Origin of the sequence: Methanosarcina barkeri MS, assembly GCF_000970025.1 — an archaeon.
Classification (GTDB): Archaea; Halobacteriota; Methanosarcinia; order Methanosarcinales; family Methanosarcinaceae; genus Methanosarcina; species Methanosarcina barkeri.
Genome location: NZ_CP009528.1, coordinates 2,363,955 through 2,377,975, shown reverse-complemented (window position 1 = coordinate 2,377,975; position 14,021 = coordinate 2,363,955). Strand labels below are relative to the sequence as shown.

The 14,021-nt window shown below is 37.7% G+C and carries 8 protein-coding genes and 4 pseudogenes; 4 read left to right on the top strand and 8 right to left on the bottom strand.

Annotated elements, in window-relative coordinates; translation table 11 throughout:
- Nucleotides 1-70: 70 nt before the first annotated feature.
- Nucleotides 71-979: an MBL fold metallo-hydrolase gene (locus MSBRM_RS09665; RefSeq protein ID WP_048117412.1), complete on the top strand. Its 909-nt coding sequence runs from the start codon at nucleotides 71-73 to the stop codon at nucleotides 977-979.
- Between the two features lie 673 nt (nucleotides 980-1,652).
- Here the strand turns inward: MSBRM_RS09665 and MSBRM_RS09660 are convergent.
- Nucleotides 1,653-2,275, bottom strand: a pseudogene (locus MSBRM_RS09660) (IS1634 family transposase); the annotation flags it as partial.
- 39 nt (nucleotides 2,276-2,314) lie between these two features.
- Between MSBRM_RS09660 and MSBRM_RS09655 the strand changes: the two are divergent.
- Nucleotides 2,315-3,489: pseudogene (locus MSBRM_RS09655) on the top strand (IS256 family transposase).
- Nucleotides 3,490-3,681: 192 nt separating this feature from the next.
- Here MSBRM_RS09655 and MSBRM_RS09650 read toward each other — a convergent pair.
- The 3 genes and pseudogenes from MSBRM_RS09650 to MSBRM_RS09640 all read right to left on the bottom strand — a co-directional run.
- Nucleotides 3,682-4,185, bottom strand: a complete 504-nt coding sequence (locus MSBRM_RS09650; protein ID WP_230629145.1) for a ferredoxin-thioredoxin reductase catalytic domain-containing protein — start codon at nucleotides 4,183-4,185, stop codon at nucleotides 3,682-3,684.
- Nucleotides 4,186-4,340: 155 nt separating this feature from the next.
- On the bottom strand, nucleotides 4,341-4,646 hold the full coding sequence (locus tag MSBRM_RS09645) for a glutaredoxin family protein (protein WP_048117418.1): 306 nt from the start codon (nucleotides 4,644-4,646) through the stop codon (nucleotides 4,341-4,343).
- Between the two features lie 280 nt (nucleotides 4,647-4,926).
- A pseudogene (locus MSBRM_RS09640) lies at nucleotides 4,927-5,463 on the bottom strand (transposase); the annotation flags it as partial.
- A gap of 168 nt (nucleotides 5,464-5,631) precedes the next feature.
- On the opposite strand from MSBRM_RS09640, the gene tnpA reads away from it, so the two are divergent.
- Together tnpA and MSBRM_RS09630 are read left to right on the top strand one after the other, a co-directional pair.
- Nucleotides 5,632-6,057 carry an IS200/IS605 family transposase gene (gene tnpA, locus MSBRM_RS09635; RefSeq protein WP_048117421.1) on the top strand — a complete coding sequence of 142 codons (426 nt, stop codon included), beginning with the start codon at nucleotides 5,632-5,634 and terminating at the stop codon, nucleotides 6,055-6,057.
- 424 nt (nucleotides 6,058-6,481) lie between these two features.
- Nucleotides 6,482-7,024 carry a ferritin-like domain-containing protein gene (locus tag MSBRM_RS09630; RefSeq protein WP_230629147.1) on the top strand — a complete coding sequence of 181 codons (543 nt, stop codon included), beginning with the start codon at nucleotides 6,482-6,484 and terminating at the stop codon, nucleotides 7,022-7,024.
- A gap of 210 nt (nucleotides 7,025-7,234) precedes the next feature.
- Here the strand turns inward: MSBRM_RS09630 and MSBRM_RS09625 are convergent.
- The 4 genes and pseudogenes from MSBRM_RS09625 to MSBRM_RS09610 form a co-directional block, all read right to left on the bottom strand.
- Nucleotides 7,235-7,852, bottom strand: a pseudogene (locus MSBRM_RS09625) (protoglobin domain-containing protein).
- Nucleotides 7,853-8,070: 218 nt separating this feature from the next.
- Nucleotides 8,071-8,730: a class I SAM-dependent methyltransferase gene (locus tag MSBRM_RS09620; protein WP_048117424.1), complete on the bottom strand. Its 660-nt coding sequence runs from the start codon at nucleotides 8,728-8,730 to the stop codon at nucleotides 8,071-8,073.
- Nucleotides 8,731-8,809: 79 nt separating this feature from the next.
- Nucleotides 8,810-10,186 (bottom strand): NosD domain-containing protein, encoded by a 1,377-nt coding sequence (locus MSBRM_RS09615; RefSeq protein ID WP_230668813.1) that lies wholly within the window; start codon nucleotides 10,184-10,186, stop codon nucleotides 8,810-8,812.
- A 760-nt stretch (nucleotides 10,187-10,946) separates the two neighbouring features.
- Entirely contained in the window at nucleotides 10,947-13,634 is a 2,688-nt protein-coding gene (locus MSBRM_RS09610; RefSeq protein WP_230668811.1) for a NosD domain-containing protein, read from the bottom strand.
- Between the last annotated feature and the right edge of the window lie 387 nt (nucleotides 13,635-14,021).

Sequence of the window (14,021 nt, the reverse complement as noted above, 5' to 3'; positions counted from 1 at the left end):
AATGTACAGATAGAAATACTTGAGTAAAGGAGTAAATGTGCAGATAAAAACTTGGGTAAAGGAGTAAAATGTGCAGATAGAAATACTTGGGTGTGAGTCCTTTGGGGCAAGATCCCTTGCCTGCGTTGTAAAGACGGACGATAGAACGATCCTGATCGATCCCGGAGTTGCGCTTGCACGCTTACGTTCAGGCCTGCTTCCCCACCCAATAGAGGTTGCTGCTGCTTTCAGGATAAGAGAAAAAGTTCTTTCTGCATTTGGGCAGGCTACAGATGTTGTTATCAGCCATTTTCACGGTGACCACATGCCGATGAGGGCTGAAGATCCGTATCAGCTGCCGATGGAAGCTCTCCCTTCGCTTGACGGGATAAACTTCTGGTGTAAAGGTCCGGAAAAAATCTCAGGCTTGTCTTCAAAGCGGAGGCGTGAACTTTTGGATTTTCTAGGTTTTCCTCTTCCGGCTTCGGAAGGTGTGAAGTCTGGCAATATGGAGTTTTCTTCTCCTGTCCCTCATGGAACCGGGGAAAAAGGTTTTGGGACCGTAATGATGACCCGGATCTGTGAGGGTGATGAGGTTTTTGTCCATAGTTCTGACATCCAGCTTCTGGACAGGAAATCAGTTCTCAAAGTGCTTGACTGGGAACCCACAATTGTTTTTGCCTCAGGCCCTCCTCTTTATCTTTCGCACCGCGTTCCTGAAGCAGGAAAAGAGGCTTCAGAAAATGCTCTCCTTCTGGCCAGACATGTTGATACCCTGATTCTGGACCACCATCTACTCAGGTCTTTTGAAGGATACAGCTGGTTAAAAGAACTGGCTGGAATGATTGAAAGCCGGGTACTCTGTGCTGCAGAGTTTATGGGAAAGACCCCGGAGCTTCTTGAGGCTCAGAGGAAAAATCTTTATGAAAAAGCGCCCGTACCTTCAGGATGGCATGAAGCCTATTCAAAAGGTAAAGCAGGTTTTGAGGAATTTCTCTGATAAGGCGGCTGGAAGGAATAAAAACACCACTATTAGTAATTATAGACTTTTAACATTTTATCGTAATAGGTTTTAAAAAAAGTAAATAATTTTTGATAATAAATAATTTTTGATAATAAATAATTTTTGATAATAAATAATTTTTGATAATAAATAATTTTTGATAATAAATAATTTTTGATAATAAATAATTTTTGATAATATTTATTACTATGAGAGCGCAGAGAGTCACGGATACCCTGACTTTTGCAGGCTGGCCGACAATTACTTTCAGTATGCAGGAATAAAGTTTATAGAAGATTCTGATCATTGAATTTATATCTTGACTTCACCAGAAAGGCAGTATAAAAAGATGATTCAGTATGCGGGAATAAAGTTTATAGAAGATTCTTATCACTAAATTTATATCTTGATAATGAGATTTATCCCGAATACCTACCTACACAAGAAAGGGCTTTAAGAAAAGCCCACTGTGTAATTTTTTCCAACGGTTTTGTACCATGAGTTCACCTACAAAAATGACTTAAAATACCTAATAATAGTTGCTGAAAAAGAGTTCTATTGCTGGAATACAGGTATCTCGAATTTTTTGTACGTCAGTGCAATGGCAATACACAACCATTTTTTAAACATTGCCCTATCCAAAAATCCTATATTCGACAGGTTAACGCAACTAGATATATATATTTTCATATTCCTCTCCCATGATACTCAATATTTTCCAGTGAATTTCTTCCATATTCAGTATTTCTGACTTTGTTTTCCCCTTTTTCTGCGTTATAAGTTCTGTAATTCCCTGAAACTTGAAAAATATCCATCTCATTGTTGGTCTTTTTGTTGGTTTTCCTTTCTGATCCGGAACTGTTTCATTTTTTTCTTCTAATTTTGTCCTTAATTTCCATTCTGCAATAGAATAAATCATTAAGCATAGAACCATTATCATTGTTAATGCTTCAATTCTTGATTTATTCTTGAGGTACCCTTCGATACGCTAAAGGTATCACTTTTCAAAAATCGAAATCCTTTTTCTACTCTATCCTGTCCTTTGTAATACTTCAGCATCTCTTCAGGAGAAAGACTGATATCATTACTTACAAGAATGAAAAGTCCCATTTTTTCCATTTCTTTTAAAACAAAAGCATCATTAACCTTTATAGTCCCATCAATCTTATAATATGTCTTTAATTTCTCATTTTTCAGAGGTCTTCCTCTTTTACCTACTTCACGTTTTTTAATGGTTTTCAAATCTACTTTTTCAAAAAGAACTGAAGGGAAATCTGCAATCCATGTTTCTGCTGTTAATGGGCAGTGTAGCGAAAGTTCTGTAAAATATGATTGACTCTATATCCCTTTTCTTCATCACAAAAAATAGGATGTAGAGTCAATGATTAATGTATTCTCATTCATAAAAGATTATCTAGTCGATCAGGAAGATGGAATTCGCCAGTTAATTACCTGGTTTTTAAATCTTGTCATGGAGGAGGAAGCCCTCTTCCAATCTTATGCACAACGTTATGAGCGTACTGATTCACGAAAAGCCAGTAGAAACGGCTACAAACCCCACACTCTCCTTACCAAATATGGAGAACTTGAATTATTAAAGCCTCAGTTCCGTGAATTCCCTTTTGAAACTCAGGTATTTGAAAAATATTCCAGGGTTGAAAAGTCTATATTAGCTACTGTAGCGGAATCTTACCTTCAAGGTGTTTCCACCCGACGGGTGGAAAAGGTCATGACTGCTTTAGGAGTAGAGGGAATCTCGACCTCTTCTGTTTCCAGAATTACTAAAGACCTTGATGAGAAAGTTGAAGAATTTCTCTCAAAGCCAATAGAACATGAAATTCCTTACCTTTTTGTTGATGCGACTTATCTTAAAATAAGAGATGGACTCCATTATGAAAATAAAGCTCTTTTTGTAGTTGCTGGAATCAGAGATGACGGTTTACGTGGATTCTTGGAGTAAGATTGGCAGACAGTGAAGACTCTCTATTCTGGGAAGATCTATTCGAAGATCTTAAAGAAAGAGGGTTAAGAGGCGTCAAGTTAGTTGTTTCTGATGGCCATAAAGGAATACAAAAAGCAGTAAGAGAATCCTTTATTGGATCAAGCTGGCAGACGTGTCATGTTCATCTGATAAGACAAGTTCTAAAAAAGGTTCCAAAAAAGAAACAGAAAGAAGTATCAAAAAAATAAAAGAAGCATTGGTAGACCGTCAGAAGTTACAGGATTTGATAAGGGAACTGGAGAATATGGGATATAAAAGTGCAGCTGATACTCTTGAACATTTTCAGTATGATGTAATGAACTACATGCAGTTTCCACAGAGTCATTGGAGAAGAATAAGGACAACAAATATGATGGAGAGAACTAACAAGGAAATAAAAAGAAGAAGCAGAGTTGTGGGAGCATTTTCGAACCAGGAATCAGTATTGAGACTGGTAGTCTCAATACTGATAGACATTAATGAAGACTGGATTACAGGAAACAGGTATATAGTAATGGAGCAGTAATCAAAAAAGAAGAATCAGGGGTATAGAGTAAAATTTACAGAAGATTAGGCACACTGCCTTTCAAAATTAGTAAAATTTCAAAATTATTTTCACGATCAGAAATCGATTGATTATTCGGGGTCCGGGAGTCAGAAAAGTAATTTTGAGTTCTGGTATCAGCTCATTGAAAAAAAGAAAACTATATGAAAAAACTTATATAAATCGTTCAAATCTTTCCTTTTTCGCTTTACAGATAGGACAGACGCCAGGCGGTTCGTCCATGGCACAGAGATATCCGCAAACCTTACATCTCCACACCGGTTTTGAAAGTTTCCCTGTAAATTCCGTAGTTTCCATCATCTCGGCTCTTTTCTTTTCTTCTGCTCTTTCGGCGTCCCTTTGCTCTTTCGGAGGGCGCCTTTCAGGAATCGATTCTACTTTTCTTTCTCCCCGGATAACCTCGTCCGAAACGTAAAGTGCACAGTAACAGGCTCCATAATCATTCAGGTCGGGGTCTCTATAGTAGCAGGGACAGACAATATCCAGGTCTTCTTCCAGGTTGTTGGCAGAAAGCCGGCATGGACAGGACCAGTAGCCGTACCGCTGTTCATTCGCGAGCAGCCCCCATACAAGATCTTTTGTGAACTCAACGTCAGGGTTGAGGTGATACCCCGACTTTTCGACCTGGTCATTCAAACGCCTGTAGACTTTGTCCACTAGTTCTTTGGTTATTCCTTCTTCAGTGGCTTCCTCTTCTTTCAGCCCAATTCCCCCTTAAACAAAAACTTTTTGAGAAAAAGTTTTATTAAAAACAAAAAAATTGAGAAAACTTTCTCAAAAACCTTTTCTTTTAGTCTTAGTCTAATTTATCCTTAAAATCCAAGAGCTTCACGGATTTCTTTTTCTTTAAAACCTACGATCGCTTTTTCTCCATTTATAACAGTTGTCGGGAAAGAGGTTGAAGGGTTGAAGTGTCTTACTTCCTCAACAGCCTGATTTTCTTCTTCTCCTTTAAGTCTATCCACGTATATAAAATCGAAGTCCACACCAAGATCGGTAAGCAGTTTCTTTGTCCTTTTACACCATACACAGGTGCTAAGCCCATACATTACAATCTTACCTCTGTCAATTCCAGAAATGTGATCTCCTTTATCTTTATCCAGATTAGATACATCCATTCGGTTAAACCCCCGGCTATGATAAAGTTATGGCAGTACACCTATGACTTTACCTTAAAGCGCGCTTTATATGAGCCTGTCGGCAGATTGAAGATCTGGCAGGCTGCAAGTATTATAAATTACTTATAAGAAAATATAAATTAAAGTATATAAGTTTAGACATAGCAATAGAAAAGGTCAGCAAATAATCAGATAAAAAATTTGAAGAATTTCCATTGGTCATCGGTTAAGGATTTATTTCCTTCTTCTGTTACTTTTTTTGAATCCAATTTTTCATTTATTACTCCAACCATTCATCTCTAAACCTTTCTCTGTTTACATGAGGATCTAATGCTTGACTTTCATATACGCTCATTATCGTTTCAAAAGTTCTTTGAATTCCACATCTATGCAGAATTACTGTCAACAAATCCGATGCATTCTCTGCAAATATTGTACTCCAACGTAACTGTGTATATCTAGCCATTTTTTCAGGATAAGTTATTGAGTTTCTTACAAGAGAATAAATTCTTCTGCTAACGATTAGTGTCAATATTGCTGTCCAGATTAGAGCTTCAATTACCTGCACATTCTTTGTTTCAAGAACGTCCAGCGCATATTTGCTTTTCAATTCCTTAAACAACAGTTCTATGTCCCATCTTGCTCCATATAGGTTTGCAATGTCTTTTGCATTCAAAATATCTTTCTGAATATTTGTGATATAAATATGGTACTTTTCATCCTCGTCATTATAGACTGCAACAAGACGTACAATCATCTCGTCCTGTTTTTGCTTGCCTTTGTATGCTCTTCTTTTAAACTTTATTACTATGGGAGCGCAGAGGGTCACGAATACCCTGACCTTTAGGTCGGGGATGAAGTGAACCCTCGCTGGCTATTTTATATTCGCATAACTGTTTCAATCATCATTTCTTTGTAAAATAAAGTTTTTTTTGGCACCATAACCACAGGTGGTGCCAGCCACCTATGGCTAGGATGTGATACAATGTTGGAACTACGTAGTTTTAGCCATGGCTATGGTCAGATTACCTACCACATCGTGTTGGTACCTAAATATCGATACAGTATATTCTACAACAAGCGGATTAAAAAGGATTGCGAGTTGATTCTCAACAGTATTTGCATGGAAAAAGGCTACAAAATTCATGCAATGGAAGTTGTAGATGATCATGTTCACTTGTTTCTAGAGTTTCATCCAAGTACTTCTCTATCAAAGGTAATTCAATACTTGAAAGGAGGAAGTTCTTACAGACTTTTCAAGCTTCATCCTGAAATGAGACACCAGTATTGGAGTGGAAGTCTATGGTCAAGTGGAAAGTTCTATCGATCTATTGGGAATGTAACTGCTGACACAATCAAGCATTATATTAAGGAATCGCAGGGAAAAACGAAAACAGAAGCTCAATCATAGAGGTTAAAATAATCCAGGAAACGTAGAATTAATGAGTTCTAAGTACCAAAATAACCGGGCGGGCGGCCCGAAGCATACCCCATCCTTTAGGGTGGGGTGGCCGCACGCAATTTGATTTTCATAATTACCATTACTTAATGGCGTTAACATATATACATAACGACAGTAGTCCAATTTGGCATGAAAGTACGGAACAAGTTCCAATCCACCAGTAGACTATTATGTTTCATTATTGTCAGTAATAATCGGCCAGCTTCTAAAGGATGGGGTAGCCGCCCGCAATTTTATTTTTAAGATTATAGCTGTAGGATTGTTTCAAAATGGATATATAAGGTCGATTATAATATATTAGTAATTTAATAAAAATATAATAATAAATTAATAACAGATCATAAAATCGATAGCTACAACAGGATTGATTACTGTGGCAAAAGTGGCAAGAGAAGTTGTAGAGAAGGCTGGAGTTGACATTGAAAAACTGCTAGAACTTTTGATCAAAAATGCTTCTGCCGAACTCACAACTTACTACTACTATACCATATTGAGGTTTAATTTAATTGGCCTGGAAGGAGAAGGAATAAAAGAGATTGCTGAAACGGCCCGAGTCGAAGACAGGAACCACTTTGAAGCTCTTATACCCAGGATTTACGAACTGGGTGGAAAACTTCTCAGAAACATGAATGACTTCCACGATATTTCCGCTTGCTCACCGGCGTATCTCCCGGAAGATCCGACAGACGTGCAGGCAATGCTGCAAGTACTTGTTAACGCAGAAAGGTGTGCAGTACGCGGATATACCGAAATCTGCAATATGACTGCCGGCAAAGACCACCGTACCTACGGTCTCAGGCGATCCTTAACGAAGAAATCGAGCACGAGTCATGGTTCTCCGAATTCCTTGGAGAAGGACCTTCCGGACATTTCTTGCGCAGAGGAGACACTTCTCCTTTTGTCTCAAAGTTTTTGAGATAATATAGGTTTTTAGATGACGATCAGTAGATGGTAATATAGATGAAAAAAGGATAAAGAGCCTTAATTTAATTAGAGATCCCCTTTATTTTTAGAGAATCACTTACATTTTTAGAAAATTATTTCCCTTTTTAGAAGAAAATTATTAGTTTTGATCTAGTTTCAAAGCAGTGTTACAATGACTAAAATTTCTGCTCTTCGTCGTCTCTCAAAAATCCCCTTGCCTCACATAAGGATAACTCCATAAAGTCACCTGCAGTGTTATTGCCTTAAACCAGGCCTGATACATCTTTTCCACTCCCTCGGAAGTGTGCCCTTTCTTTGCAAGAAAAGGTTTAATTGTTGCTGTTATCGGGTAAATAAAAGCGACAAGATAGCGATAGTTTATGTTTGGAACAGATTCTACATTGTCGGTCCGTTTCTTCTTGGTCCGGTGATGTCGCAGACCTATAGTCACGAGGATAAATAATGCAACTACTCAATAAGGTACAATGAGTTTTTGTTGCAATAATTGTAGGCGTGACTATATCTCATATTGATAATCCAGCCAGGCCTGGTCGTAGTTGCGGTTGCATGTATCAAGAATCCACTTGGAAAAACGTTTTCTTACAGCAGCAAGATATTCTTCGTTGGGAATTCCGTCTGGACTGGTGAAATAATAGAGTAGATGCGGATGTGAACCCACAAATCCATACCAGGTGTCAATAATCTCCTCAACCTGGTCTTCCAGCACTTCTCCTGCTTTCTTGAGGTATTTCTCATCCTCTTCTGTAAACATCACAGCCTCTTTTAATAGTTTCAGATCCTCCAGGTTAAGAGGAGACATATTTTCTGTCTTTCCGTAGGTGTAACCCTGAATTTTTTCTATGGACATTAATTTTAACCCCCCAATTATCAATTAGCTCAATTATCAATTAGTCCAATTATCAATTAGCCCAATTATCAATTAGTCCAATTATCAATTTATTATTTCCTTTAAAAATGGAATTGAGGACATTCTATTTATTATATTGATTTCTTATAATAATTCGGAATATAAATATTTCAATTCCCGAATCCATGAAATGTCTTTCTTGCTGAAATTACTGCAAATCTTCCTTTTCCATGCCCTTTTTCCGGAAGTTCAACAGATTCGATTTTCTCAGGCTTTTTAAAAAGAGTCTGGCAGATCTCGAGATTTTCAAACCCAATTTCTAAAAGATAAGTTAAGACTTCTGTTGCAGAAAGAAAATGTGCCTCTGCGGAAAATTTGCTTTCTTTTTTCTCCGACTCAATGCAGCGTCCCTGAGGGCTGTCCCTATCAAGTATTCCAACTATAATTTGTCCGCCTGGTTTCAATACCCTCAGAGCTTCCTTGAGTGCCTGGTTCGGATTTTTAAAAAAAGAAAGTGCAGTAACGATTAAAACAAGATCAAGTTTCTCTCTTTTAAAGGGCAGAAACTCCGCAACACCAAGCAAGACTTCCAGTCTTCGTTGCTTTGCAAGCATTGCCATAGCTCTTGCCGGTTCAAGTCCGAGTCCAATCCCAAGAGCCGAAGCGAATCTGCCTGTACCAGCTCCAATTTCGAGAGCTTTCAATTTCTCCGGATTTTCGGGAAGAACAGATCTCAGGGCAAGAAGCTCGGATTCGTATGCAGGTTTATATTTCTCGTACCAGGCGTCATATTTCTCTGAATGCCTGTCAAATCTCTCCCATAACCCCATTAAACCCCACTCCCGTCACTGACTCATGTTTTTCTTTGATTCTTTAAGTTCCCTTAATCTTTTTCCCCTTCAGAATTTCTCATCTTTTTCTATACAGGAAAACCGCAAGCAAACCAAAAATTCCATAAATCAATTCAAAGCCAGGTAAACTCTCAATTTTATTCTGCCAGACAGGTTCTTGAGTCTCTTGTCCTTCAAGAACGACTATTATATAATTTTTGGAAGCAGTCCCGTTTTCGTTACTTGCAGTAAGATTAACGGTATAGGTTCCAGGCTCTGTGAAGATATGAACCGGATTTTCGTCCGTCGAATCAATGTTTCCGTCGCTTTCAAAGTCCCAGTTTATTTCGGTTTCATTTTTTGAAAGATCGGTAAACTTGACTGAAAGAGGAGGATGACCACTAGTTGCATTGGTACTGAAATTTGCAACAGGAAGAATAGGCTTCTTTACTTTAGCGGCTACAAGAGGTCGGCGATCGACGTAATCACTGTTTTCAAGCCTGTATACCTTATCAGCAATACCATCCCCATCTGCATCAGGCGTGACTTCCGAGGGACCCGTTCCATTGGGTTGTGCCCAGTAGTTTCCTGCAAGATAAGGTCCGCCGACAATGTTAGTGCCTGGAGTTTTTTCTATATAGTATATATTATCGGTTCCATTATTAGGTACGGCATTGACAGTATTATTGAAGTAGTTATTAAGGACGCTATTCTTGTCACTTTTGGGACAGACAAAAAGCCCAAAAACCTCATTTGAAGTAATAGTATTGCTTGAGATCTTATTGTTATCCGAATTGCCCAGGTAGATGCCTCTACCGTTATCAGAAGCATTATTTTCTGAGATAGTATTATCTACTCCAGTTGAAAGCACGATTCCGTAATCTTTGTTTTCCGAGAGCGTATTATTTGAGATTACATTCCCCTCAGAATTTGGAACATAGAATCCGTACCTGTTTTTTGAAGCTCGGTTTCCGGATATCGTATTGTAATTGGACTGCTCAGTGACAACTCCCTTATCACCTTTTCCAATCAGGTTATCAAGAACTGAATTATAATCCGAATTCTTCAGATGTACTCCAATAGTATTATTCAGCAATCTACTATTCTCAATGGTGCAGTTTTTGCACTTATACATATAGACCCCTGCATGGTCTTTATTTGCCTCCATTATTTTAAACCCGCTAATCGTAACTTTATTTGCCTGTATATTGAAAACATCTAAAGCCGGGTCTTTAGCCATTATTATCGTATCTGCAGGATTTTCTGACTCGGATTTAATTACCAAGTTATGTACGGTTACATTGATGTTCTCGGTATAGGTTCCAGGCTTTACAATTACCACATCGCCTGAAGCCGCATTGTTTACAGCAGACTGTATAGACTCTCCTGATTTGACAAAGATTTCATTCGCAGTTCCAATACCAGAGCTTAATATCAGGATAAAAAAAACTAACAATAAAGTAATTAATTTACTTATTCTAATCCCTCCATCCACTCAAAAAAAGCAATAAAATTTTCTAATTAAATTTGCTTTAAGTGGCTGATAAGTCACAGATAATATTCCATGTAGATGCTCTTGTTATCTAAGGTGAGTTCTCTTGTGATCTAAAAAGTTCTCTTGTTATCTAAAGTAAGGCCTTTTACAACAGCGTATAGAATCGCTTTACTTTATCCTTGTGTAAAAAATATGCAGGAACCCACATGCGTTTATGCATACAATTTGCTTTATCTTTATAGAATATTTCATCCAAATTGCCAGAGCAGGTGGAATAATGTATAAAGTAATATAAATATGCTGGGTTTAGTCGAGACGAATTAAAAATAAATATACAATGTTAGTGTATGGCTAAACTTGCTGATATTATATGATAAATAACAAAAGCTGGAGAACAGGATGAAGATATTAAACTCAACCTTTCCTTGAAATCAAATTGCGTGCGACCACCCTAACCTGAAAAATCTGTCCGATAATTATTGTTAGTAATAAAAAAGTGCTATAAAAAAGCAAATAAAAAGAGTATAATAAAAAATAAAGAAATAATAAGAGTAAACTAGTAAAATAGAAAAATGGAGAAAAAAAGAGTAAAATAGAAAAATGGAGAAAAAAAGAGTAAAATAGAAAAATGGAGAAAAAAAGAGTCTAAAGGAAAATGGAGAAATAAGGAGGAGTAAAAAGAAGAATTTTGACCCTTATTTCTCTTTATTTAGTTGTCCTTTTATTTTTTTCTCTGCAGGAATACCATAACAAGGCAAGCTACTACATAGAGCGCTTCAAATCCAGGTATGCTTGTGGTTTTATTCTTTCCCGGTTCCTGTTCGGTTTTCTGTTCGGGTTCTGTCTCCGATGCTGTACTGTTCTTCTCAAGTTTTGAAGTATTGGTTGAAGGCTTTGCTTCAGCTACTTTTTCTTTTTCGACTGCTTTTCCTGTTATTGCAAAGAACGAAAAGCCCGGTGTTTCTGCCGTGAAGTACAGGTACTTATTATCTTCTTTTAATAATTTCACGGGAATTTGTGACCATTTCTTGTCATTGTACCTGTTTAGAGTAATCGAGCTCTGGTCGATCTTCTTATCCTGCAGCCAGGATTTTTCAACCTTGAAACACACCACAGGATTTTCAATGTTATTTGAGTTAGCAAATCCGCCGTTTCCGACCCAGAGGTTGAAGTACTTATAGACCTCGCCCGAATCCAGGACTGAAACCAGAGTGGATTTTGTTTTGAGCTGTTCGGCAATGGTTGTGATCTTGCCTGCAGTCCTCTTTGCATCAAAGCTCACATATACAACACAGGTTGCGTTCTTTGCAAAATCAAACATTACAGGCTTTCCGTTTGTAACCCCTGTCTGGGAAAGTTCCTTGACTTGAACGTTAGTTTGAGGTTCAGGCGAACCACCACCACCGCCACCGCTGCTGTGATGGCTGCCTCCACTACTTGAGCTACTTTCTTCCATAACAGTTATCGTAGCAGTTTTTGATTTCGTGCCATTTGCATTTGTTGCAGTTAAGTTAACAGTATAGGTTCCTGCTGCGGAGTAAGTGTGTACTGGATTCTGCTCTGTTGAGTTAGCTCCGTCTCCAAAGTCCCAGTACCATTCATTTGCATTTTGCGAGAGATCATTAAAGAGAACTGTAAGGGGATAATATCCACTTGTCTTATTTACTGTAAAGTCTGCTACAGGAAGAATATTTTTTTCCAGAACGGTTATATCTGCATTTTTTGATTTCGTGCCGTTTGCATTGGTTACTGTTAGATTAACAGTATAGGTTCCTACTGCATAGAAAATATGCACCGGGTTCTGAGCAGTTGAATTATTTCCATCTCCGAAGTCCCAGAACCAAGAGATTGCGTTTTGTGAAGTGTCAGTGAACTGGACTGTCAGAGGAGAAGGACCACTGCTAATGTTAGTTGAAAAGTTTGCCTCAGGAAACACCGGTGCTTCTACAACTACAAGCGGGAGATAGTCTGTGACGTTGGCTGTGGAAAATATCTCTTCAGTAATGCCGTCATTGTCATTATCTGCTCTGGTTTGAGAATGTCCTTCTCCATTAGGCGTTCCCCAGAAGTTTCCTCCTATGTATGGCCCACCGGTAATACTCATGCCCGCGGTTTTAGTCGTATTCCAGTTATTTGAAGCGTTTCTAACCCTTGTATTATATGTGCTGTTGAAGTAATTATTAAAAACGTGGTTACCATTACTAGCGGCGCACATAGCAATACTATAATTTCGAGCACTAGTTATAGTATTGCTAGAGATCTCATTACTATCTGAAGAGTTCAAAAAAATTCCAAAACTGTTGTTATAAGCCCTATTTCTTGAAAGGGTGTTGCTGTTGGAAAGTGAGAAGGTTATCCCTTCAGTGATAGTATCCGAGAGCGTATTGTTAGAAATTTTGTTTCCGCTTGAGCTCATGATGTAGATGCCTTTATTATCGCGCGAAGCTACATTGTTGAGCAGGAAATTATTGCCGGAATTTACCAGATAAATCCCATAATTAGTATTTGAATTTACAGTGTTACCGGTAAGGTTGTTATTACTGCCAGCGTTTTCAAGCTGAATGCCTTGAAGATTCAAATTCACAATATTGCCTGAAAGGATATTTCCACTGGCTGAAGACTGTAAATATATTCCTTTGCTGTTTTGATATACAATATTATTGGCTAGGTAATTGTTACTGGAATTTGCAAGCCCGATGCCATTATTGGAATTCATCCTGGCAGTATTGTTGATAAGGTTATTGCTACTGCCAGCGTTATCTAAAATTATGCCGCTTTCTGAATTTGAATTTGCCAGATTTCCCGAAAGCGTGTTTTCGCTGGATTTTAAGGTCAGGTAAATGCCTTTTTTATTTCCAGAAGCGTTATTGCTGGTAAGGTTGTTGTTGTTGGAATATCGCATGGCTATTCCATATTCGCCATCCGAAACGGTATTGCCTTGAAGATTGTTATTGTGAGAATTATTCAGGAAAATGTTATGAGTGCTTGAACCTATAGTATCATTAAAAACCCTGTTTTCCGAGATATTATTTTCGTCAGAAAATACCAGGTTGATACCATTTGTACTGTTGAAAATTGTGTTGTTTATCAGAATGTTGTTATTTGAATTTGCCAGATAGATACTGAAATTCTGATTCGAATGTATTACATTATTTATTAAAGTGCTGCCTGTTGAGCCTTCCAGGCCTATACCATGTTTTCCTCCAGAAATATTAAACCCTTTAATTGTTATGCGATCTCCATTATGAATTTGGACTACGTATTTAGATGAGTCGGTCGCAACAATTTTTGTATCCTTAGGGCTACCGGAAGAAGACCTGATTACTAGGTCACTTATACCTATGTAGATATTTTCATTATAAGTTCCGGGTGCGACGATAATCTCATCGTTTGCACCTGCACTGTTCACTGCGTCCTGTATAGACTCACCTGAACTAACGTGAACCTCAGCCGCTGCCCCAATAATTGAACTTAACGTTAATATTAAAAAGGTTAGTAATAAAAACTTTATTTTGTTTATGCCAAATCCCTCCATACAAGTAAAATAAGTTTAAAATACAACTTTCATAAATTAATTAGAAACTAATTGCAAGTACAATATAAATATATCGGTTTTGATTAGTATAATTATAGAGAGATATTAAAATAGAAAAACTATAAAATGATGCCATGACTTACCGTAATTTTCTCATAATTTCTACCCTTTGCCCTTTTATACCCCAATATTCATTCCTAAGTATATTAAGCCGAGAATAAGTTAACACTGACGACATCTTGCGATTTCCCATCCGAGAAT